Source organism: Micromonospora sp. DT62 (genome assembly GCF_049847285.1).
In the GTDB taxonomy this organism is placed as follows: Bacteria; Actinomycetota; Actinomycetes; order Mycobacteriales; family Micromonosporaceae; genus Micromonospora; species Micromonospora reichwaldensis.
Genome location: NZ_JBNCOB010000048.1, coordinates 1 through 21,650, shown reverse-complemented (window position 1 = coordinate 21,650; position 21,650 = coordinate 1). Strand labels below are relative to the sequence as shown.

The window sequence follows — 21,650 nt, the reverse complement described above, 5'->3', positions numbered from 1 at the left end:
CAAGGGTCACATCCACTGCCGCCAGCCATCAGCCCATCACGTACGGACCGACCCGGCCAGCCTCACAGTCAGCGCAGGAGGCCGAGCAGGTGGGGCAGGACTCCCGAGGTGGCCAGGATGACCACGCCGATGGCGATGAAGACCGCCGGGACGAGCCAGTGGCCCGCGCGCCCGACGAGCCGCGTCACCCGGGGGTGCCCGCCCAGCCACGCCCCGGCGGCGCACCACAGCGCGATGAGCACCACGAAGACCAGCAGGAAGACCGCGCCGTCGGCCGGGCCGAGCGCCCGGAACACCGGCACGTAGACGGCGATGTTGTCGGCGCCGTTGGCGATCGTCACCCCGGCCACGCCGAGCGTCGAGCCGACCACCGCCGGGGCGTCGTCGGCGTCGTCACGCAGCAGCGCGCGGACGCCGAGGGCGACCGGCAGCAGGCCGAGCAGCCCGGTCCACGGCTCGGGCACCACGAGCAGCCCGGCCGCGACCACCGTGCTGGCCAGCGCGAGCGCGCCGATGCCCAGGTACTGCCCGGCGACGATCTGCCAGGTGCGGGGCCGGCCGGTGGTGCGGGCGGCGACGAAGAACAGGGTCAGGACGACGATGTCGTCGATGTTGGTGGCGGTGAACACCACGGCGGCGCCGGCCGCGGTGCCCAACAGGTCGATCACGCCAGCAGGGTACGGCGCGGTCACCCGTCACGCCTGGCGCCGAGGGGCGGGCGGGCCCCGGGCGGCGTCGGGAGCATCACGCTATCGGGAAGCTGACATTGCATAGCGTGTCGGTTGGCGAAGAGTTGATATCTGGCGCATGATCGTTCGAGGCGGTCTAATAGGTGGGACCGTATCCGAACCGCACAGTCTGGGACGTGAGGACACAGCATGGCAGCCACTGGCACAGCCACCAGCACTGAGAAGGGTCGCCGGATCGTCGGAGCCGAGCGTCAGACGCTCGCCAAGGACCTGGTAAAGCGGTACACCTCGGGTGAGAGCATCCGCGCGCTCGCGGCCTCGACTGGCCGTTCCTACGGGTTCATCCACCGGGTGCTCACCGAGTCCGGGGTTCAGCTGCGGCAGCGTGGCGGCGCCCGACGCCGCAAGAAGGCGTGACCCGCCCACCAGCGTCGTCCATCAGCGCCGCTCCCCGGGTCGCTCGGTGACCGCCGAGGCGACCGGGGTCCGGCTGGAATGCGACGGGCCGGTCGCGACGGTCACGTTGTGCCGGCCCGACGTGCTCAACGCGCAGACCCCGGCGATGTGGCGCGCGATGAGCGACTTCTCGCGGGACCTCCCCGGCGACGTCCGGGTCGTGGTCGTACGCGGCGAGGGGCGGGCGTTCTCCGCCGGCCTCGACCTGTCGGTGGCCGGTGCCTCCGGCCCGGGGTCGTTCGCCGAGCTGGCCACCCTGCCTGAGCAGGAGTGCGCCGACCGGATCGCGGAATACCAGGGCGGCTTCACCTGGCTGCACCGTCCCGACGTCGTCTCCGTCGCCGCCGTGCAGGGGCACGCGATCGGTGCCGGCTTCCAGCTGGCGCTCGCCTGCGACCTGCGCGTGCTCGCCGAGGACGCGAAGCTCTCCATGGCCGAGGTGACGCTCGGCCTGGTCCCGGATCTCGCCGGCACCGGCCGCCTGGTCGACCTGGTCGGCTACAGCCGTGCCCTGGAGATCTGCGCGACCGGCCGGCGGATGGACGCCGCCGAGGCGGACCGGATCGGCCTGGCCACCCTCGTGGTGCCGAACGCCGAGCTGGACGCCGCGGTGCGTGATCTGACCGCCGGGCTGCTGGCCAACGACCGCAACGCGGTGGTGGAGATCAAGGCCCTGCTGGCCGGCGCGACCGGCCGGTCCGCCGCCGACCAGCAGCGGGCCGAGCGGGAGGCGCAGACCCGCCGGCTGCGTGACCTCGCCGGACGGGGAGAGTAAGTCGTAAGGACCGTTCGGGAAGATCAGGGTTACGGTCGAGGTTGTCAGAGTCGTCGGGAGAATTGACCTGACGGTGCGGTCAGCCCGACGACCCGGAGGTGAACGTGTCCCACTCGATGTCGGGCGGCGGCATGACCGGTTGGAGCATGCTCCGGTCGATGCGCAACCGCGACGAGATCTCCACCCACCGACTCAAGCGCGGGGTGGCCGGCAGGATCGTGGCCTTCGCCGGGCCCTACCGCCGTGACATCGTCGTCTTCCTGGTCACGGTGGTGCTGGCCGCCGTCATCGGCGTCGCCACCCCGGTGCTCGCCGGCGACGTCATCGACACGATCACCCGGGGCGGCGCCGACGCCGGCCGCGCGGTGGTCCGGCTGGCCCTCGTCATCGCCGGGCTGGCGGTGTTCGACGCGCTGCTCTCTCTCGCCCAGCGGTGGTACTCGGCCCGCATCGGCGAGGGCATCATCCTCGACCTGCGCACCCGGGTCTACGACCACGTCCAGCGGATGCCGCTGCAGTTCTTCACCCGCACCCAGACCGGTGCGCTGGTCAGCCGGCTCAACAACGACGTGCTCGGCGCGCAGCGGGCGTTCACCTCGACGCTGTCCGGGGTGGTCAGCAACGTCATCCAGCTCGTGCTCACCGCCGCGGTGATGTTCACCCTCTCCTGGCAGATCACCGCGCTCTCCCTGGTGATGCTGCCGGTCTTCATCATTCCGGCCCGCCGGGTCGGCAAGCGGCTCGCCGAGATCACCCGCGAGTCCTACAACCTCGACGCGAAGATGAACGCGACGATGACCGAGCGGTTCGGCGTCTCGGGCGCGTTGCTCGTCAAGCTCTTCGGCCAGCCCGAGGTGGAGGCGCGCCGGTTCGCCGGGCGGGCCGAGCGGGTCCGCGACATCGGCATCCAGTCCGCGATGTACTCGCGGACCTTCTTCGTGGCGATGCTGCTGGTCGCCTCGCTGGCCCAGGCGCTCACCTACGGGCTCGGCGGCTGGCTGGCGGTCACCGGCAACGTCAGCGCCGGCACCGTGGTGACCCTCGCCCTGCTGCTCACCCGCCTCTACGGCCCGCTGACCGCGCTGTCCAACGTCCGGGTCGACGTGATGAGCGCGCTGGTCTCCTTCGACCGGGTCTTCGAGGTGCTCGACCTGAAGCCGACGATCGAGGAGAGGCCCGGCGCGGTGCCGGTGCCCCGGGCCAGCGGCCGGGTCGAGTTCCGCGACGTCCGGTTCCGCTACCCCAGCGCCGCCGAGATCTCGCTCGCCAGCCTGGAGGAGGTCGCCGCCCTCGACCGTACGATCAACGAGCCCGTGCTCAAGGGCGTCTCGTTCGCGGTCGAGCCGGGGCAGATGGTGGCGCTGGTCGGCCCCTCCGGCGCCGGCAAGTCGACGCTGTCCATGCTGATCTCCCGCATCTACGACGTCACCGACGGGCAGGTGCTGGTCGGCGGGGTCGACGTCCGCGACGCCACCCTCGCCTCGCTGCGCGACGAGATCGGCGTGGTCACCCAGGATTCGCACCTGTTCCACGAGACCATCTCCGAGAACCTGCGCTACGCCAAGCCGGACGCCACCGACGACGAGATCTGGGCGGCCCTGGCCGGGGCGCAGGTCGCCGACCTGGTCCGGTCGCTGCCGGAAGGGCTGGAGACCCTCGTCGGCGAGCGCGGCTACCGCTTCTCCGGCGGCGAGAAGCAGCGCATCGCCATCGCCCGGCTGCTGCTCAAGGCCCCGTCGATCGTGATCCTCGACGAGGCGACGGCGCACCTCGACTCGGAGAGCGAGGCCGCCGTGCAGCGGGCGCTGTCGGTGGCGCTGACCGGGCGTACCGCGCTGGTGATCGCGCACCGGCTGTCGACCGTCCGCGACGCCGACCAGATCCTGGTGCTCGACGACGGGCGGATCGTCGAGCGGGGGCGGCACGAGGAGCTGGTGGCCGTGGGCGGGCTCTACGCCGAGCTCTACCGCACCCAGTTCGCGATCGCCGACTCGCCCACCCCGTACGTCGACGCGACCGGGCCCGAGCCGGTGGCCGTGCCGCCGCTGCGGCCCTACCTCGCCGACGAGGCGCTGCCGCCAGCGGCGGCCAACTGACGCTGCCGCCGGCGGCGGCCAACTGACGCTGCCGCCGGCGGCGGCCAACTGACGCTGCCCCAGCCAACTGACGCGTGGCCGACCGGCGTCTCAGCCGGTCGCGACCGCCGCCCGCAACTCCCCGAACGCGGCGCCGAGCGTCTCCGGCGTGAAGTGCGCGTTCAGGCCGCTGGGGTTGGGCAGCACCCAGAGTCGGGCGCCGGCCAGCCGCTGCGGCTGCGGCCCGAAGGCGGCCTTCGGCCGGGCGAACCCGATCCGGTACGCGGTCACCCCGACCACGGCCACCCACCGGGGGCGGTGCCGCTCGACCTTGCCGGTGAGGATCTCCGCGCCCTCGACCAGCTCGGCCGGGGTCAGTTCGTCGGCACGGGCGCTGGCCCGCGCGACCATGTTGCTGATGCCCAGCCCGTACCCCGGCAGCTCGTCCTGCTCGCTGGGGTGCAGCAGCCGGGGCGTGAACCCGCCCCGGTGCAGCGCGGGCCAGAACCGGTTGCCCGGCCGGGCGAAGTGCCACCCGGTCGCGGCCGACCACAGGCCCGGATTGATGCCCACGAAGAGCACGTCCAGGCCGGGGGCGATGACGTCGGGGATGGTGCGTTCCGCCGCCGCGGCGAGTTCCTCCCGCGTGGGCCGCGGATAGCGCCCGGCCGCCCGCGCCACCCGCGTCCGTCGCCGCAGAGGCGATCCGGCGGACAATCCGTCGGCGGGCGATCCGTCGGCGGAGGGACCGGCAGGCGATCCGTCGGCGGGCGGACCGGCGGACGATCCGTCGGCGGGCGCGGCCATCACAGGCTCCGCAGCACGCCGCCGTCGACCGGCACGGTGACCCCGGTCAGGTAGCTCGCGGCGGGGGAGAGCACGAACGCGGCCACCCGGCCGAACTCGTCCGGCGCGCCGATGCGGCGCAGCGGGATGGCCGCCTCGGCCTCCGCGCGGGCCCGGTCGGGGTCGCCGGTGGCGGCGAAGAGCTCCACGTTGCGGTCGGTCATGATCCGCCCGGGCAGCAGGCCGACCACCCGCACGCCCCGGGGCCCGTACTCGTCGGCGACGTCCTTGGCCATGCCCACCAGGCCGGGCCGCAGGCCGTTGGAGATGCCCAGGCCGGGCACCGGCCCGCGCGCCGAGGTCGACAGGACCAGCCCGACCGCCCCGCCCCCGCCTCCGGCCAGGTTCTCGGCGACGGTGCGGACCATCCGGACGGTGCCGAGGAAGACCGTCTCGAAGGAATGGCGCCACTGCTCGTCGGTGACCGAGGCGGCGCTGCCCGGCGGCGGCCCGCCGACCGAGACCAGCGCCCCGTCGAGCCGTCCGAAGTGCTCCCGGGCCGCCGCCACGAGGCGCTCCGGCGTCTGCGCGTCGGCCAGGTCGGCGGTCAGCCCGACCGCCCGCTCTGGCCCGCCGAGGCGGTGCGCGGCGGCGGCCACCGCGTCGGCGTCGCGGGCGGAGAGCACCACCCGGGCGCCGTCGGCGACGAGACACTGCGCGGTGGCGAAGCCCAGCCCTCGGGAGGCGCCGGTGAGTACGTACACCCGATCGGTCAGTCCGAGATCCATGCCGTCGATCCTGCCGCACCAGGCCGGATCCGCCAGCGGGGCCCTCGGGCCGGCGCACGGCGGGCGTTCAGCGGCGGGCGGTTCAGCTGCGGGCGGGACGCAGCAGGCGTACCCGACCGGCGAACTGGACCGCGACGGACCCGTCGGCGCGCCCCCACGCCGGCAGCCGACGCGGGCGCGGCGGGGTGTGCCCGTCGTAGCGGTGGGCGGCCTCGCGCGCGGCCAGCTCCTCCGCGCCGAGCGGCGGCAGCGCGCCCCGGTCGCGCAGGTCGCGGGCCAGGTCCCAGCCGTCGCGCAGTGAGCCCCCGGTCGGCCGCCCCGCCGCCCAGCGGGCGAAGGTCTCCGGCCACCGGGGACCGAGACCGGCGGCGAGCAGCGGCCAGTGCCGGGCCACCTCCCCGGCGCGCTTGCGCAGCAGCGCGGTCCCGGCGGCGGCGAGCGCCGCCGGGTCGAAGCCCGCCGGCACCGGGCCGCCGGCGACCAGCGCCGCCACCAGCGCCGCCTGCCGCTCGGCCAGGTCGCCGCTCACGTCACCACCGGGAAGCCGGACACGGCGGCGAGGGCGTCCAACTCGGCGCGGAGCACCGCGGCGGGCGGGTAGTGCCCGTCGCGTTCCAGCAGGAACGCCGGCGGCCGGCGGCGGGCACACAGCTCGCGGATCAGGTCGAGCACCGCCGGGGGCACCGGATCGGTGTGCGTGTCGTGGTAGTAGCCGCCGTGCTCGGCGCCGCCCGCCACGTGCACGTAGGAGACCCGCTCCAGCGGCAGCCGGTCGAGCAGCGCGAGCGGGTCGGCGCCGCGGTTGCGGGCGTTGGCGTACACGTTGGCGACGTCCAGCAGCAGGAACGCGCCGGTGCGGTCCAGGATCTCGGTGAGGAAGTCGGCCTCGTCCAGCTCGTCGTCGGGCCAGTCGAACAGGGCCGCGATCGGTTCCAGCGCGAGCGGCACGGGCAGCGCGGCCTGCGCGCGGGCGACGTTGGCGCAGACCGCGTCGACCGCCTCCCGGCTGCGGGGCAGCGGCAGCAGGTGACCGGCCTCGACGCCGCCGGCCCGGACGAAGGCGATGTGCTCGCTGACCAGCGGCGCCCCGACCAGCTCCGCCACCGCGCCCAGGTGGGCGACGCGCGCCGGGTCGACCGGTTCCGCGCCGCCGAGGGAGAGGCGCACGCCGTGCGGTACGACCGTCACGCCGCGTTCGCGCAGCGCGGCCAGCCCGGCGGGCGGTGGCCCGGTCGCGGCTACGCTCTCCGCGACCACCTCGACGAAGCGCAGCCCGGGCAGGTCGGCGACGAACCCGGCGATCTCCGGCCGCCAGCCGATGCCGACGCCGGCGGGGCCGGTCATCCGCCGCAACCCCCGCCGCCGCCGCACGAGCTGCCCCCGCCGCATGAGCTGCCCCCGCTGCACGAGCTGCCCCCGCTGCACGAGCTGCCGCCGCCGCATCCGCCGCCGGTCGAGGAGGCACCGGAGCCGCTGATCGCCTGGCGCTGGATCTCGGCCTGGCTGGCGAAGCCGGGGTCCATCGCGTAGAGCGACGCGGTGCCGAACAGCGCGACCCCCATCGCGGCGCCCGCCGCGCCGTAGGTGGCGTAGGCGGGGGCCGAGGTGGGCGCGAGGTAGGTGTGCTGACGCCGTAGGCCGCGCAGGGCCTGGGTGGCGGCGCGGGTGCGCCACGGCACCCGGTACAGGAGGACGGCCACGACGATCAGCGGGAGCAGGCTGAGCACGAGCCAACCCACGGGACGGTCGTTGCCCAGGCCGGCGAAGATGCGCAACACGCCGACCAGCAGCAGGGCGGTGAGCAGGAACGCGCCCCGGCGCAGCGCGGCCCGGCGGGCCGGCGCGAGCGCGAGCCCGCGCTGCTCCAGACTCGTCCTGAGCTGGTCGAGCGCCCGGACCACCCACTCGTCGCGGGCCAGTTCCCGGGTGGTGGCGTTCCGGCCGGCCGCGAAGTGGATGGCCTGGTCCAGCGGCGTGATCCCGGCCGGCAGCGCACCGCCGGTGGTGAGCCGCCGGTCCGGGCGTACGCCGATCGCCCCGCTGCTGCGCAGCCCGCCGAGCGAGGTCCAGATCGCCAGCTGCTGCCCGCCGTTGAGGTAGGCGACCTGCTGCGGGCCGAGCTGACCCACGTTGCCCACCTGTGGCCCGGCGAGGACCGAGAGCCGGTAGACGACCGTGCCGACGATGATCACGACGGCTGCGAGGAGATAGACCCCGAGGAAGGCGGGACCGGAGATGCCCCAGGTGTCACCAGGTGCGGCGAGGACGGTCATGTGCTGCTCCTGTCGGGCGAGGGGGATCGCGACCCAATTGTGGAGCAGGCCCGCCAGGGGGCACCCACCGCGTGGACCGAGTTACCGGACCGATACGCAGCGGCGCGAGGGTGGCCGGTCAGCGGCGGCGGACGGCCTCCTCGACCAGGTCGAGCACCGGGCCGAGGTCGCCGGCGGGACGGCCCATCGCCAGGTGCAGCACCAGGCCGTCGTAGGCGAGTTCGAGGAACTGGGCCAGCACGTCGATCGGCACGTCGTCGCGGAGCACGCCCGCCTCGCGCTGCCGGGCCAGCCGGTCGCGGGTCGCCTCGGCGATCGCCGCCGCCCGTTCCGCCCACCGCCTGGCGAAGGCCGGGTCGGTCCGGAGCCGCCGGGACACCTCGAGTTGGCTGCCCAGCCAGCCGGTGGTGTCGGGGGAGACCGCGCCGGCCAGGAGGTCCCGCATGACCTGGACCAGGCCGTTGCGGGCCACCGTCTCCACCATGGCCGCGGCGTCGTCCTCGGCCACCGCCAGGAAGAGCGAGTCCTTGTCGCGGAAGTGGTGGAAGATCGCGCCCCGGGACAGCCGGGTGGCCTCCTCCAGCCTGCGGACGGTGGCGCCCTCGTAGCCGTGCCGGGCGAAACAGGCCCGCGCGGCGGCGAGGATCTCCTGCCGGCGCGCGTCGAGCTGGTCCTGACTTACTCTGGGCACGGGTCGATCGTGACAGCTCACCCCCCGCCATGCAAACCGTACGTACGGCTTGGTTTGGCCGCGCACATGATCATCGCAGGTCGGCGCGCCGGTCTAGGATCGGCCCGTGATGCCACTTCCCACCGCCGTCGCGGTCCCCGCCGCACCGCTGACCGTCGCGGCCGTGCAGGCCGAGCCCGTCCCCGGCGACGTGGCCGGCAACGCGGCGAGCGCCGCCCGGCTGGTCCGCCGCGCCACGGAGCGGGGCGCCCGGGTGACCGTGCTGCCCGAGCTCTTCCTGCCCGCGTACCACCTGCCGACGCTCGCGGCCGATCCGGCCGGCACCGACGTCGCGGCCGACGCGGCGGCCGGGGTGGCCGACCCGCGCCTGGACCCGCTGCGCGAGGCGGCCCGCGACGGCGGCGCCGCCGTGGTGGTCGGCGCCGCCGTCCGGCACCCGGACGGCCGGCGGACGATCTCCGCCCTGCTGGTCGACCGCTGCGGCGAGGTCCGCGTCGGCTACGACAAGCAGCAGCTGTGGAGCGGCGAGCGGGAGCTGTTCGTCGCCGGGGACCGGGGTGCCACCCTGCTCGTCGACGACTGGCGGCTCGGGCTCGGCATCTGCTACGACGGCTGCTTCCCCGAGCACGGCCGGGCCGCGGCGGCCGACGGGGCGCACGGCTACCTCTGCCCGAGCGGCTACCTGGCCGGCTCCGAGCACCGCCGCGACCTCTACTACGCCGCCCGTGCGCTGGACAACACGATGTACGTGGTGTTCGCCAACCTCGTCGGCGGCGCCGACCCGTGGCGGTTCAACGGTGGCGCGGCGGTCTACGACCCGGAGGGCCGGCCGCTGGCCCGGGGCGCGGACACCGGCGAGGCCGTGCTGGTCGTCGCGCTCGCCCCGGAGGCCCTCGCCGCGACCCGGACGGCCCACTGCATGCTGCTCGACCGCCTGCCCCACCAGGGCGGCACCCGATCGGCGCTGCCGGCCTGACGGGCACCGGGAGGAGCTTGCACTGTCGCCGGGCGGTCGTGCTCCCGTAGGGTGCCCGAGTGCCGCTGCTCCTGCTGGACCTGGACAACACGCTGCTCGACCGGGCCGGTCCGTTCCGCGCCTGGGGGGAGCGTTTCCTGGCCGGTGTCGGCGCGCCGCCGGCCGACATCGACTGGCTGCTGTCCATCGACGCCGACGGGCTGACCGACCGGTGGGACGTGGCCGACGCCGTACGTGACCGGTACGGGCTGCGGATCCCGTCCATCGACCTCGTCGAGGAGCTGCACGACGGCGTGGTGGCCAACATCCGGCTCGATCCGCTGGTCGCCTGCGCGCTGCGGATCGCCGACGAGGCCGGCTGGACGCCCGTGGTGGTCAGCAACGGCGGGGTACGCCAGCAGGAGGCCATGATCCGGCGTACCGGGCTGGACCGCTTCGTCGCCGACTGGGTCATCTCCGAGGAGGTCGGCGTCAGCAAGCCGAACCCGAGGATCTTCGCGCTGGCCGCCCGGCGGGTACGGCTGCCCCTGCGCGGCGCCTGGGTGGTCGGCGACGGCCCGGAGGCGGACATCGGGGGTGCCGCCGCCGTGGGCCTGCCCAGCGTCTGGCTGCACCGGGGGCGGAGCTGGGTCGACGACCGGTTCGCCCCCACCCGCACGGCGGACGGGCTGATCGCCGCCGTTGCGACGGTGCTCGCCGCCTGACCGACGCGCCACCCGCCGCCCGGTGCGCCGGCGCGGTGGCTGGCCGCGCCTGCCGCCAGGCGGGGCGCCGGGCCTGGGCGGGGCCGGGCCTGAGCGGGCGTCGGGCCGGGGCTGGCGTAATTCGGTTGACCGGGGCGGCGTTGGACCGCGAGCATGGTCGGCGCATCGTGCAACCGGGTCCGCGCCCGGTCGAGGAGAGGGGGTCGGTCATGGCCGTCTTCGCAGGTCACTACCACCTGCCCCCATCAGCCTCGAGCAAGGGATCACCACCGCAGTGCGCGATCACGACCTTCCGGCGCGCGAGCGCCGTACCCGCGGCAAGCGCCGCTTCGACGACGACGAACAGCTCTTCCTGAAGCGTGGCCGGGCCGCCGAGCCCGCCCTCGCCAACCCCGACCCCGACGCCGAGCCCGACCCCGACACAGGGGAGCGCTGGTCGTCCTGGGACGACGCCGTGCACGGCCCGCAGCCCCACCCCGAGTGGCTGGTCACCGAACTGGCCGCCAAGGACACCGAACTCGGGATGCTGAAGACCGGCAAGGAGGCGGACGTCCACCTGGTCCGCCGGGCGGTGCCCGGCACCGACCGGTCGTGCCTGCTGGCGGCCAAGCGGTACCGGGACCCCCAGCACCGCCTCTTCCACCGCGACGCCGGTTACCTGGAGGGCCGCCGGGTCCGCCGGTCCAGGGAGAACCGGGCGATGGCCGGCCGTACCGCCTTCGGGCGGCAGATGATCGCCGGGCAGTGGGCGGCGGCCGAGTTCGCCGCGCTGGCCCGGCTCTGGGAGGTCGGCGCCCGCCACGGCACGATCACCGTCCCCTACCCGGTGCAGCTGCGCGGCACGGAGCTGATGCTGGAGTTCCTCGGCGACCAGGAGGAGGGGCTGGCCGCGCCCCGGCTGGCCCAGCTGCGGCCGGAGGCGGGGGAGCTGCGCGAGCTGTGGGGGCAGCTCGTCGACGCCCTCGTGGTGCTCGCCCGCGCCGGCCTCACGCACGGCGACCTGTCGCCGTACAACCTGCTGGTGCACGCGGGGCGGCTGGTGCTCATCGACCTGCCGCAGGTGGTCGACGTGGTGGCCAACCCGCAGGGGCCGGAGTTCCTGGCCCGCGACGTGCGGGTGGTCGCCACCTGGTTCGTGGCCCGGGGCCTGCCCGCGGCGGACGCCGACCCGGCCGCGCTGAGTGCGCTGCTGCTGCGGGAGGCGGGGATCCGCTGACCCACGACGTCCCGGGTGGTCAGGCACCGGCCACCCGGGACCCGGGTCACTGGAGGTAGCGCTCGACCGCCGGCTTGGGGCGCGTCCCCTGGGCGTCCGGGTCACCGTGGGTCTGCCGGGCGGCGCGTCGCCGACGCAGCAGGTCCCAGCACTGGTCGAGGGACTCCTCCAACTCGCGCAGCCGGGTGCGGGCGTCGTCGTCCGTGCCCGACTCGCCGGCCTGCGCGTCGGCGCGCAACCGGTGCTCCTCGTCGACCAGGTCCGAGATCCGGTTGAGGATGGTCTTGTCGTCCATGCCCTGAGCCTGGCACAGGCCGCGCGGGCGCGCCCGGGTTCCGCCGCCCGCCCCCGCCGCTGCGGTAGGTTGCCCAGCCATGGTCCCCACCGTCCGGGCCGCCGGCCCCTCCGACCTGGCGCCGGTCGCCGGCCTGCTCCGCGCCGTCCGGCCCCACCTGGTGGTCACGCCGGAGCTGCTCGCCTGGCAGGCGACCGGCAAACCGGCCGAACGCTTCGGGATGCTCGTCGCCGAGGCGGGCGACGGGATCGCCGGCGTCGCCCGGACGGGGCTGCTGTACGAGAGCGCCGAGGCGGGGCTCGGCTTCGTCAATTTGGTCGTGCGCCCCGAGGGACGGGGGCAGGGCGTCGGGTCGGCGCTGCTCGCCGCCGCCGAGGAGCGACTCGCCGGGCTGGGGGTGCGCCGGGCGTACGCGCGGGTCGTCGACGAGCCGGCGCCGCTCGCCTTTGCCGAGCGGCGCGGCTACCGGGCCGGCCGGCGCAGCGTGATCCTGGGCCTGGACCTGGCGGCGGCGCTGCCGGCCGCGCCCGACCCGCCGGCCGGGGTGCGGCTGGGCACGGCCGCGGACCTCGTCGACCCGCGTCCGCTGTACGAGGCGGACCTGGCCGCCGCCGCGGACGAGCCGGGCGATGTCGGGAGGGACGAGACCGGCTTCTCCGACTGGCGGGCCGCGTACTGGGACCGGCCGGACCTGGACCGGGCGCTGAGCATGGTGGCGACGGCCGACGGCGTGGTGGTGGCGTTCAGCCTCGCGCTGACCGACGGCCGGGACCGCTACCTGTCGGGGATGACGGGCACCCGCAGCGGGTGGCGGGGCCGGGGCCTCGCCCGGTCGGTCAAGCACGCGTCGCTGCGGGCGGCCCGGTCGGCGGGCTTCCGGTGGGCGTCCACGATCAACGACGCCGGCAACGACGCGATGCGGGCGGTCAACGCGTGGTTCGGGTACCGGCCGGTGGCCGCCGAGTGGCGCCACCTGCGCACCCTTCCGAAGTGACGCCCGACACGAAATCCTTCATGGACGAGCATTCCCATGAGCAAAATTCTCATTCGACGGCTAGCGGAGTCTCGACGGGTGATGGCATGCTTCCCGGATCGTGACGCAAGGCAGCCGTTCGCATGACGGTCCGTCACAACGGAGCGTGACCGACGGGAGGAGCCACGGGTGCGGGATGCCATTGCCGAGCGGGGTGCCGGCGACTCACGAGGTCGCCGGGCGCGGTCCGCGCCACTGTGGAGGATGCTGCCGGGCCTGCTGCGTGACCCGCTGGGCCAGCTCGTCGCGATGGCGGACGCCGCCCCGGGCGAGGTCCTGCGGCTCAACCTCGGGACGATCCGCCCCTACCTGGTCACCGAACCCGCCCACGTGCAGCACGTGCTGCGGGACAACGCGGCCAACTACACCCGCGGCGGCCAGAGCATGCTGTGGCGGCCGGTACGACGGCTCACCGGCGACGGCATCATGTCCGACGGACCGGAGTGGCAGGCCAGCCGCGGGCGGATGCAGCCGCACTTCACCGCCAAGCGCATCGACTCCCTGGTGGACTCCATGAGCCAGGCCGTCAGCGAGGCCGTCGACGAGTTCGACGAGCCGGCCCGCACCGGCCGGTGGCTGGACGCCGGCGCCGAGCTGGGCCGGGTCATCTGCCGGGCGATCAGCAGCGTCTTCTTCGCCGACCGGGTGAGCCTCGCCGACCAGCTGCGGATCGTGGCCGCCCAGGACACCATCGTGACGGCGCTGCGGGCCCGCCTGCTCCTGCCCTTCGTGCCCGACGCCGTACCGGTGCCGGGCGACCGCGCCCTGCGCCGCGCCATCGGCGTCGTCGACGACATCATGCTGCCCCTGGTGCGGGCCGAGCGGACCCACCCGCGCGACGGCGACGACCTGCTCGCCGCCCTGGCGAACGCCCGCGACGACGACGGCCGCCCGCTCGGGGAGCGACGGGTCCGCGACGACGTGGTGTCCATGTTCGCCACCGCGACGGAGACGACGTACGCCGTACTGACCTGGCTGTGGCCGATCCTGGACGCCAACCCGGAGGTGGCCGGCCGGCTCTACGCCGAGCTGGACGAGGTGGTGGGCGCGGACCGGGTGATCAGCCGGGAGCAGCTGCTCGCCCTCACCTACACCCGGTCGGTGGTCGACGAGCTGCTGCGCATGTACCCCGCCGGGTGGCTGGTGCCCCGTACGGCGGTGGCGGACGACGTCATCGGCGGCGCCAGGATCAGAGCCGGCAGCATCGTCGCCGTCAGCTCCTACGTCACCCAACGGCTGGCTCGGTACTGGGACCGCCCGGACACCTTCGATCCCGACCGGTTCCGTGGCGACCAGCCGCGGCGGGGGCACCGGTACGCGTACTTCCCGTTCGGCGGCGGCCCGCACCAGTGCCTCGGCATGTACCTGTTCAACCTGGAGGCTCCGCTGGTGGTGGCGACGATTCTCAGCCGGTACCGCTTCCGGCTGCGCGACGCGGGGATGCCGCCCAAGCAGCTGGCGGCGACCCTGCGTCCGGGCCGGCCGGTGGTCATGGCGCTGACCCCGGTCCACGAGCGGAGGCCGGCGTGACCGCGGTGACGCCCGACCGGTCGCGCGACGCGACGCCGGGCGGGCGCGACGAACTGCGGGACGCGCAGGAGCAGGGCCGCATCTGCGGCCTGGCGGTACGCGGCCAACGCGACCTCCAGGCGTCGGCCGCGGCGCATCCCGACCTGTTTCCCGCCGACCCGTTCGACACCATGCTGTTCGCCAACATCTCGCTGGCCATCGCCTTCGGCGCCCCGTGGTGCACGGCCGGGCAACTGCGCGCCGCGAACCGGACCGTGCTGTGGGGCTTCGCCCTCGACTGGCTGATCGACCACCGGGCGCGCTCCCGCGACGAGGTCGACGGCCTCGTCGCGCGCTGCCTCGCGGTGGCCGCCGGCGAGCCGCCCGCCGCCGACGACCACCTCGGCAGCTACCTGGCCGCGCTCCAGGGTGAACTGGCGGCGTCCGACACCTTCGCGGCGCACCGTCCGCTGTGGCGGGACCGGGTGGACACGACGGTGCGGGCGATGGCCCGCGAGTGGGAGTGGAAGGCGGCGTGGCGGCCCGGGGACCGGTCGTCCCTGCCGAGCCTCGACGTGTACCTGGACAACGCCGACAACCACGCCTGCACGATCGTCAACGTCGCGCACTGGCTCTACACCGGCGACGAGGCCACCCTCGCCCGGCTGGACGAGTTGGTCGCGGTCAGCGACCAGGTGCAGCGCGCCCTGCGCCTCGTCAACGACCTCGGCACCTACGAGCGGGACCTGCGCTGGGGCGACCTGAACGCGCTGCTGCTGGTCGAGGACCGCGCCGAGGTGGAGCAGCGGCTCGCCGCGCTGGTGGACACCTGCCGCCGGATGCTGGTACCGCTCCGGGAGACCTGCCCGCGTGAGGCGGACTACCTGGCCCGGCAGGTCGGCTTCAGCAGCGGCTTCTACCAGCTGGCCGACTTCTGGGGCATGTCGTGACGGCGGCCCCGGTCGCCGTCCGGGACGCGGGAGACGCCGCGCTCGCCGTCGCCGGCCGTGAACTGGTGGCGGCGATGCTGGCCGCCCCCGACGGCACGGTCTCGCCTTCGGTCTACGAGACCGGTCGGCTGGTCAGTGACGCCCCCTGGCTGGCGGGGCACGCCGAGCGGCTGCGTCACCTGCTGGCCACCCAGCGCGCCGACGGCGGGTGGGGGGCGCCGGGCGCGTACGGACTGGTGCCGACCCTGAGCGCGGTGGAGGCGCTGTTGAGCGCCCTGCGCACGCCGGGGCGCGCCCGCCCAGGGGAGGCGCACCGGCTCTCGACGGCCGTGGACCGGGGCGTCGCGGTGCTGCGGGACCGGCTGCTGGTCGCCGCCGAGCCCGTGCCGGACATGCCGGGCGTCGACCTGATCGTGCCCGCCCTGATCGACCGCATCGACGCGCTCCTCGACGGCGCGGCGGCACCCGGGCGGCCGGTGCCCGCGCTGCCGATGCCGCACGGCATGACCCGGCACCGGGTCGAGGCGGTGGGGCGGCTCCTCGCCGCGGGCGGGCCCGTACCGGAGAAGCTGTGGCACGCCTTCGAGGTGCTGGACGAGCGGGCGCGGGTGGGTCTGGCGGCCCGGCCCGTGTCCGGCGCCGTCGGGGCCTCGCCCGCCGCCACCGCGGCCTGGCTGGGCGAACCCGCGCGACCCGGCGTGGACCGGAGCGCGCTGGAGTACCTGACCGGGGCCGTGGCGCGGGGCGGGGGGCCCGTGCCGTGCACGACACCCATCGCCGTGTTCGAGCGGGCCTGGGTGCTCAGCGGGCTGGCCCGGGTCGGTGCGGCGGCGGACGTCCCCACCGAGCTGACCGGCAGCCTGGCCGCCGCGCTCGGGCCGACCGGCGCGGCCACCTCGCCCGGCCTCCCGACGGACGCCGACACCACCGCCGTCACCCTCTTCGCGCTGGCCCGGCTCGGTCGCCCGGTCGCGCCCGACAGCCTCCTGGCGTACGACACGGGCACGCACTTCTGCACCTGGCAGGGCGAGGACGGCGCGTCGGTCACCACGAACGCCCACGTCCTGGAGGCGCTGGGCTGGCATGCCCGGCACCGTCCGGGCCGCCCGTACGCCGACGTGGCGCGGCGGGTGGCCGGCTGGCTGCTGGACGGTCAGCTCGCCGACGGCAGCTGGACGGACCGCTGGCACGCCTCGCCGTACTACGCGACGGCCAGCGTCGCGGCGAGCCTCGCCGAGTACGCGCCCGACACCGCCGGCGGCCGGCTGGACCGGGCGGCCGACTGGGTGCGCGACACCCAGCGCGACGACGGCTCGTGGGGGCTGTGGGCGGGCACGCCGGAGGAGACCGCGTACGCCCTCCAGGTGCTGCTCGGCACGGGGCGACCGCCCCGGCCGAGCCTCGTCACCGCCGTGCGCCGTGCGCTCGCCTACCTCGACGAGAATCGCGACGAGGACGGTGACGGCGCTCCACTGTGGCATGACAAGGATCTCTACCACCCGGTGCTCATCGTGCGGGCCGCCGTGCTCGCGGCGCGGCACCTGGCGCGGCTGAGCGGCCACGCAGGACGGTGAGCCCGACGACCCGGTGCCCCCGATGACGCACCGGTCATGATCAGCACTGCTTGAGTGATCGTCGGGACACTGCTACCGTGCGCCGGGTCGGTCGAAGCGCCATGCGGAAACCGCCGATCGGATGAATCAGGCTCCCCGCCAGGGATGGTTTTAAATGGGTTCCCGCAGCTCCAATCTGCGCCGGAAAGTCGTGGCTCTGCTGGCCTCACTCGTTGCGCTGTGGGCTTTCGCCGCGTGGGTGACCCTCCGGGAGGGGGTCGGTCTCCTCTGGGTGCAGGTGCTCGACGCCCAGGTCGCCCAGCCGGGTGAGCCGCTGGTGCTGGAGTTGCAGGCGGAACGCCGGGCGTCCGCGGCGTACCTGGGCGGTTCGGGCGCGGCCGAGCGGGAGCAGCTCGACGCGCAGTGGCGGCGGACCGAGGGCGTCGCCGACGACTTCCGCAAGTCCGTCAGCAGCTGGCGGGTGGACCTGGCGGCCGACGAGAGCCAGCGGCAGATCGACACGGTCGTCAGCGGGCTGGACCGGCTGGCCGCCGTACGCGAGTCCATCCGCGACCGCCAGGTGGACCGCGCCGCCGCCACCCGCGAGTACACCGAACTCATCGACTCGGTGCTGCGGATGTACGGGTCGCTGGGCAACCTGGACGACGAGCAGTTCACGCGGGAGACCGCGGCGCTGATCCAGCTCGTCCGGATCCGCGAACTCATGTCGCAGGAGGACGCCCTCGTCACCGGCGCCCTGGCCGCCGGCCGGATGACGCCCGAGGAGACCGCCGCCTTCGCCCGCGCCACCGGCGCCCAGCGCTACCTGGACAGCCAGGTCCGTACCGACCTGTCGAGCGGCGACCGGGCCCGTTACGAGGCACTCGTCGGCGGCGAGGCGTACACCGCGTTCCGGTCCCTGGAGGACCGCGTCGTGCAGGGACGGGCGGGCGGCGCGCCACCCGTGTCGGCGACGGAGTGGCGCGCGGCGGCCGACGTGGTGGTCGGCGAGCAGCAGCGCTTCATCATCGAAGCCGGTGACGCGCTCGTGGAGCGGGCCGTGCCGATCGCCGTCGGCGTCGTCCTGCGGCTGGTGCTGGCCGCCGGTCTGGGCCTGCTCGCCGTCGTCGCCTCGATCGTCGTGTCGATCACCACCGCGCGGGCCCTGGTGCAGCAGTTGGAGCGGCTGCGCGAGGCCGCCATCCGGCTGGCCAACGAGCGGCTGCCCAGCGTCGTCGAGCGGCTCGGCCACGGCGAGGAGGTCGACATCGCCAAGGAGGCGCCTCCGCTCGAGTTCGGCGACGACGAGATCGGCCAGGTGGGCAAGGCGTTCAACGCCGTGCAGGAGACCGCCATCCGCACCGCCGTCGAGCAGGCCGACCTGCGCCGCAACGTACGCGAGGTCTTCCTCAGCCTGGCCCGGCGCACCCAGGCGCTGGTGCACCGCCAGCTCACCCTGCTCGACGCGATGGAGCGTCGCGAGCACGACGCCGAGGAGCTGGAGGACCTGTTCCGGGTCGACCACCTGGCCACCCGGATGCGGCGCAACGCGGAGAACCTCATCGTGCTCTCCGGCTCCACCCCGGGCCGCGCCTGGCGGCGCAACGTGCCGATGGTCGACGTCGTCCGGGGCGCGGTCGCCGAGGTCGAGGACTACACCCGGGTCAACGTGCTGCCCCTCGGCGCGGTCTCGCTCACCGGCCGCGCGGTCGGCGACGTCATCCACCTGCTCGCCGAGCTGATCGAGAACGGGCTGTCGTTCTCCCCGCCGCACACCTCCGTCGAGGTGCGCGGGCAGCAGGTGGCCAACGGCTTCGCCATCGAGATCGAGGACCGCGGCCTGGGCATGAGCGAGGAGGACCTGGCCGCCGCGAACCACCGGATCGTCGACCAGTCCGAGCTGAACCTGGCCAACGCCTCCCGCCTCGGGCTCTACGTGGTCAGCCGGCTGACCGAGCGGCACGGCGTACGGGTGCAGCTCAAGGAGTCCGCGTACGGCGGCACCACCGCCGTCGTGCTGATCCCGGCCGAGCTGGTCACCGCCGACGACGAGGACCCGAGCACCTCGGGCGGGTTCCCGGCCGGCCTGCCCGCCGGCGTCCCGGTGGCCGGCGCGTCCGGCCAGGTGCCGCCCGCCGCCGAGCCGCCGCTCGCCACCGCCCCGGTGGCACTGGCCGAGCCGCTCGCGCCCCGCCCCCGTCCGGCGCCGGACGCCGACGCCCCCGCCACGGGGGACGCCGACGGTGGCGTCCTGCCGACCCGGTCACGCGGCCGGAGCCTGCCGACGACGGGCCCGGCCCTCGACGCGCGGCTGCCCGCGCGCCCCCGTGGCGGCTCCGAGCAGTACGCCCTGGACGGCCCGACCTTCCCGACCGGCCTGCCGGTTGCCGCCCGGCCCGCGCCGGCGGAGGCGCCCGACACGACGGGGACCCCCGCGCCGGAGGCGGACACCGGCTCCACGGCGACCGGAGGCCCGGCGCCGACGGCCCGCCAGGTGACGGCATGTACCGACTCGGGCCTGCCGGTCCGGGTCCGGCAGGCCAGCATCGTGCCGGAACTCCGCGACGATCCGGCCGCCGGCGGGGACGACGACGGGGACGACGACACGGCGCGCCCGCCGGAGCAGGTACGCCGAATGATGAGCTCCTACCAGACCGGCACCCGGCGGGGCCGTACCGACGCCGCCCGGCTGCTCGGTGGAGCGGACGACAGCCGAACCGAGGCCGGCGAGGAACCCGACGCCGGCGACGACCTGCAAGCGACCTGACCGGTGCCGTCGCGGTGCGGGGGATCCCCGCACCCCAGCGGTCAGCCGAGACGAGCACGGCGACAACAGCCGGGGGAGAAGAGGACGACGAGTGGCGCAGAAGACGGCTTCGAGTGCCGACCTGACGTGGTTGCTGGATGATCTGGTCGGCCGGGTGAAGCAGGCCGACCACGCGGTCGCGCTCTCGACGGACGGCCTGTTGATGGCCGCCTCGCGAGGGCTGGGCCGGGACGACGCCGAGCACCTGGCGGCCATGGCGGCCGGCATCCAGAGCCTGGCCCGGGGCGCGGGCAAGCGCTTCGGCGGCGGGCAGGTGCAGCAGACGATCATCGAGATGCAGTCGTCGTTCCTGTTCGTCACAGCGGCCGGGCGCAACGCCTGCCTGGCCGTACTCGCCAGCGAGGACGCCGACGTCGGCCTGATCGCCTACGAGATGGCGATGCTGGTCACCCGCGTCGGCAAGTACGTGGCGTCGCCCTCGCGGACCGGCGAGAAGTAGCCGCGATGACGGTGCAGGGGGAGTCCTCGGAGCACCAGTGGGTCGACGACCATGCCGGCCCGGTCGTGCGCCCGTACGCGATGACGCGTGGCCGGGCCCGGCCGGTCACCGGCACGTTCGACCTGATCTCCCTGGTGACGGCGACCCGTGCGGACGTGATCCCGGAGGTCGGGCTGGGCCCGGAGCACCTGGCGATAGTCGGGCTCTGCCAGCGGATCCAGTCCGTCGCCGAGATCGCCGCCCACCTGGACCTGCCGGTGGGCACCATCCGGGTCCTGCTCGGTGACCTGGCGGCCCGCAGCCTGGTACAGGTACGCGAGCCGCACACCACAGCCGGCCTTCCCGACAACAGCGTTTTCGAGGCGGTAATCAATGGACTACGGGCACTCTGAGCGGCCGGCGGGAGCGACGCCACTGCCCACCGCGATCAAGATCCTCGTCGCGGGTGGCTTCGGCGTGGGCAAGACCACCATGGTCGGTGCGGTCAGCGAGACGCGCCCGCTGCGTACGGAGGAGGTGTTGACCGAGTCCGGCGTCGGCATCGACGACCTCTCCGGGGTGGAGAGCAAGACGACCACCACCGTGGCGATGGACTTCGGCCGCATCACCATCAGCGACGACCTGGTGCTCTATCTCTTCGGCACCCCTGGCCAGGACCGGTTCTGGTTCGTCTGGGACGAGTTGGCGCTCGGCGCGCTCGGCGCGGTGGTGCTGGCCGACACCCGGCGGCTGGCCGACTGCTTCCCCTCCATCGACTACTTCGAGGGCAGGGGCACACCGTTCGTGGTGGCGGTCAACTGCTTCGAGGGAAGCCGGCAGTACCGGCTCGACGAGGTGCAGGCGGCGCTCAACCTCGACCCGGGGGTGCCGGTGCTGCTCTGCGACGCGCGGCAGCGGGAGTCCAGCAAGGAGGTGCTCATCACGCTGATGGAGCACGCCATGAAGACCCGCGAGGCCCGCCGCCGCGCAGCCGCCACCGACTGACCGGGCCACCAGCACCACCGCCAACGCGCCGCAGCCGCTACGGTGCCGCAGCCGCCGTCGCGCGGGTAGCCGCCGTTGCGGCTGCCGCGCGTCGCTGCCTGCTGCCGCTGTCCGCTGCCCGCGTCTGCTGCGTCGCGTCCCTCGACGCGCAGACAGGATCTTGGCGAGAAACGGCCCCTCCAGGGGCACGTCCGTACCAAGATCTCCGGGCGTGCACGGGTGCGGCGCACCCGTGGTCGTCAGCTCGCGTGGCTGAGCCGGGCGCGCGGTGGCGGGTCGGTCGCGGGGCCAGGTGGAGGGGAACTACGTCCGCGACGTGCCGCATCCGCTGTGGTCGGCGAGCGGCTACGCCGACAGCGGACCCGGTCGGGCGGTGCAGCGCCACCACGTGTACGTCGGCTCGGGCGCGCCGGAGACGAACGGCACGGTGGTCGAGCCGCGCACGTACTACCCGTACAGCCTCGACCCGGCGGCGGACGTGCCCGCCCTGGTCGTCGCGGGCGCCGGCACCGGCCGCGTCTGACCGGTGCGAAGGGAAGGGCCCCTGTCGACGCGGCGGTTTCTGGGGGTCCTCGCAACACCTGATGGCTTAGGTGGCTGTCAGTAGATTACGCAGACGCTCGGCTGGGTT

General features: G+C 74.7%; 23 protein-coding genes. 15 read left to right on the top strand and 8 right to left on the bottom strand.

Features of this window, described 5'->3' with window-relative positions; translation table 11 throughout:
• Nucleotides 1–68 precede the first annotated feature (68 nt).
• Complete coding sequence (locus ACPXCB_RS31355) at nucleotides 69–668, bottom strand: cadmium resistance transporter (protein WP_425879718.1); 600 nt, start codon at nucleotides 666–668, stop codon at nucleotides 69–71.
• A 210-nt stretch (nucleotides 669–878) separates the two neighbouring features.
• Between ACPXCB_RS31355 and ACPXCB_RS31350 the strand changes: the two genes are divergently transcribed.
• The 3 genes from ACPXCB_RS31350 to ACPXCB_RS31340 all read left to right on the top strand — a co-directional run bounded on the left by ACPXCB_RS31350 (nucleotide 879) and on the right by ACPXCB_RS31340 (nucleotide 4,016).
• Nucleotides 879–1,106: a helix-turn-helix domain-containing protein gene (locus tag ACPXCB_RS31350; protein WP_007462679.1), complete on the top strand. Its 228-nt coding sequence runs from the start codon at nucleotides 879–881 to the stop codon at nucleotides 1,104–1,106.
• A 46-nt stretch (nucleotides 1,107–1,152) separates the two neighbouring features.
• Nucleotides 1,153–1,920 (top strand): enoyl-CoA hydratase/isomerase family protein, encoded by a 768-nt coding sequence (locus ACPXCB_RS31345; protein WP_425692750.1) that lies wholly within the window; start codon nucleotides 1,153–1,155, stop codon nucleotides 1,918–1,920.
• A gap of 116 nt (nucleotides 1,921–2,036) precedes the next feature.
• The gene (locus tag ACPXCB_RS31340; protein WP_425879724.1) at nucleotides 2,037–4,016 is read left to right on the top strand and encodes an ABC transporter ATP-binding protein; all 1,980 of its coding nucleotides are present in this window, start codon (nucleotides 2,037–2,039) and stop codon (nucleotides 4,014–4,016) included.
• A gap of 90 nt (nucleotides 4,017–4,106) precedes the next feature.
• Here the strand turns inward: ACPXCB_RS31340 and mug are convergent, their stop codons facing one another.
• The 6 genes from mug to ACPXCB_RS31310 form a co-directional block, all read right to left on the bottom strand.
• Nucleotides 4,107–4,676: a G/U mismatch-specific DNA glycosylase gene (mug, locus tag ACPXCB_RS31335; RefSeq protein ID WP_425879717.1), complete on the bottom strand. Its 570-nt coding sequence runs from the start codon at nucleotides 4,674–4,676 to the stop codon at nucleotides 4,107–4,109.
• A gap of 125 nt (nucleotides 4,677–4,801) precedes the next feature.
• Complete coding sequence (locus tag ACPXCB_RS31330) at nucleotides 4,802–5,569, bottom strand: SDR family oxidoreductase (protein ID WP_425879716.1); 768 nt, start codon at nucleotides 5,567–5,569, stop codon at nucleotides 4,802–4,804.
• A gap of 82 nt (nucleotides 5,570–5,651) precedes the next feature.
• Nucleotides 5,652–6,098 (bottom strand): hypothetical protein, encoded by a 447-nt coding sequence (locus tag ACPXCB_RS31325; RefSeq protein ID WP_425879715.1) that lies wholly within the window; start codon nucleotides 6,096–6,098, stop codon nucleotides 5,652–5,654.
• On the bottom strand, nucleotides 6,095–6,913 hold the full coding sequence (locus ACPXCB_RS31320; protein WP_425879712.1) for a DUF692 domain-containing protein: 819 nt from the start codon (nucleotides 6,911–6,913) through the stop codon (nucleotides 6,095–6,097). Before ACPXCB_RS31320 ends, ACPXCB_RS31325 begins: the two co-directional genes overlap by 4 nt.
• The gene (locus tag ACPXCB_RS31315) at nucleotides 6,910–7,842 is read right to left on the bottom strand and encodes a TIGR04222 domain-containing membrane protein (protein ID WP_425879710.1); all 933 of its coding nucleotides are present in this window, start codon (nucleotides 7,840–7,842) and stop codon (nucleotides 6,910–6,912) included. Before ACPXCB_RS31315 ends, ACPXCB_RS31320 begins: the two co-directional genes overlap by 4 nt.
• A gap of 118 nt (nucleotides 7,843–7,960) precedes the next feature.
• Nucleotides 7,961–8,533 (bottom strand): TetR/AcrR family transcriptional regulator, encoded by a 573-nt coding sequence (locus ACPXCB_RS31310; protein ID WP_425879708.1) that lies wholly within the window; start codon nucleotides 8,531–8,533, stop codon nucleotides 7,961–7,963.
• A 109-nt stretch (nucleotides 8,534–8,642) separates the two neighbouring features.
• On the opposite strand from ACPXCB_RS31310, the gene ACPXCB_RS31305 reads away from it, so the two are divergent.
• The 3 genes from ACPXCB_RS31305 (at nucleotide 8,643) to ACPXCB_RS31295 (ending at nucleotide 11,429) form a co-directional block, all read left to right on the top strand.
• On the top strand, nucleotides 8,643–9,509 hold the full coding sequence (locus ACPXCB_RS31305) for a carbon-nitrogen hydrolase family protein (RefSeq protein WP_425879707.1): 867 nt from the start codon (nucleotides 8,643–8,645) through the stop codon (nucleotides 9,507–9,509).
• Nucleotides 9,510–9,568: 59 nt separating this feature from the next.
• Nucleotides 9,569–10,213 (top strand): HAD family hydrolase, encoded by a 645-nt coding sequence (locus ACPXCB_RS31300; protein ID WP_425879705.1) that lies wholly within the window; start codon nucleotides 9,569–9,571, stop codon nucleotides 10,211–10,213.
• A 274-nt stretch (nucleotides 10,214–10,487) separates the two neighbouring features.
• Nucleotides 10,488–11,429 carry an RIO1 family regulatory kinase/ATPase gene (locus tag ACPXCB_RS31295; RefSeq protein ID WP_425879704.1) on the top strand — a complete coding sequence of 314 codons (942 nt, stop codon included), beginning with the start codon at nucleotides 10,488–10,490 and terminating at the stop codon, nucleotides 11,427–11,429.
• Nucleotides 11,430–11,475: 46 nt separating this feature from the next.
• Here the strand turns inward: ACPXCB_RS31295 and ACPXCB_RS31290 are convergent, their stop codons facing one another.
• Nucleotides 11,476–11,724, bottom strand: coding sequence for a DUF2630 family protein (locus tag ACPXCB_RS31290; protein WP_425879703.1), 249 nt, complete (start codon nucleotides 11,722–11,724; stop codon nucleotides 11,476–11,478).
• Nucleotides 11,725–11,803: 79 nt separating this feature from the next.
• On the opposite strand from ACPXCB_RS31290, the gene ACPXCB_RS31285 reads away from it, so the two are divergent.
• The 9 genes from ACPXCB_RS31285 (at nucleotide 11,804) to ACPXCB_RS31245 (ending at nucleotide 21,542) form a co-directional block, all read left to right on the top strand.
• Nucleotides 11,804–12,718, top strand: a complete 915-nt coding sequence (locus ACPXCB_RS31285) for a GNAT family N-acetyltransferase (RefSeq protein WP_425879701.1) — start codon at nucleotides 11,804–11,806, stop codon at nucleotides 12,716–12,718.
• A gap of 243 nt (nucleotides 12,719–12,961) precedes the next feature.
• A complete protein-coding gene (locus ACPXCB_RS31280; RefSeq protein ID WP_425879722.1) occupies nucleotides 12,962–14,287 on the top strand; it encodes a cytochrome P450 in 1,326 nt (441 codons plus the stop codon).
• A 5-nt stretch (nucleotides 14,288–14,292) separates the two neighbouring features.
• Complete coding sequence (locus ACPXCB_RS31275) at nucleotides 14,293–15,216, top strand: terpene synthase family protein (RefSeq protein WP_425879720.1); 924 nt, start codon at nucleotides 14,293–14,295, stop codon at nucleotides 15,214–15,216.
• Nucleotides 15,213–16,790: a prenyltransferase gene (locus tag ACPXCB_RS31270; protein ID WP_425879700.1), complete on the top strand. Its 1,578-nt coding sequence runs from the start codon at nucleotides 15,213–15,215 to the stop codon at nucleotides 16,788–16,790. Before ACPXCB_RS31275 ends, ACPXCB_RS31270 begins: the two co-directional genes overlap by 4 nt.
• A gap of 154 nt (nucleotides 16,791–16,944) precedes the next feature.
• Nucleotides 16,945–19,536 carry a nitrate- and nitrite sensing domain-containing protein gene (locus ACPXCB_RS31265; protein ID WP_425879698.1) on the top strand — a complete coding sequence of 864 codons (2,592 nt, stop codon included), beginning with the start codon at nucleotides 16,945–16,947 and terminating at the stop codon, nucleotides 19,534–19,536.
• A 91-nt stretch (nucleotides 19,537–19,627) separates the two neighbouring features.
• Entirely contained in the window at nucleotides 19,628–20,035 is a 408-nt protein-coding gene (locus ACPXCB_RS31260) for a roadblock/LC7 domain-containing protein (protein WP_425879696.1), read from the top strand.
• A gap of 5 nt (nucleotides 20,036–20,040) precedes the next feature.
• A complete protein-coding gene (locus ACPXCB_RS31255) occupies nucleotides 20,041–20,427 on the top strand; it encodes a DUF742 domain-containing protein (RefSeq protein WP_132240297.1) in 387 nt (128 codons plus the stop codon).
• A complete protein-coding gene (locus tag ACPXCB_RS31250; protein WP_132240296.1) occupies nucleotides 20,408–21,019 on the top strand; it encodes a GTP-binding protein in 612 nt (203 codons plus the stop codon). Before ACPXCB_RS31255 ends, ACPXCB_RS31250 begins: the two co-directional genes overlap by 20 nt.
• A gap of 292 nt (nucleotides 21,020–21,311) precedes the next feature.
• Complete coding sequence (locus ACPXCB_RS31245; protein ID WP_425879695.1) at nucleotides 21,312–21,542, top strand: hypothetical protein; 231 nt, start codon at nucleotides 21,312–21,314, stop codon at nucleotides 21,540–21,542.
• Nucleotides 21,543–21,650: the final 108 nt, after the last annotated feature.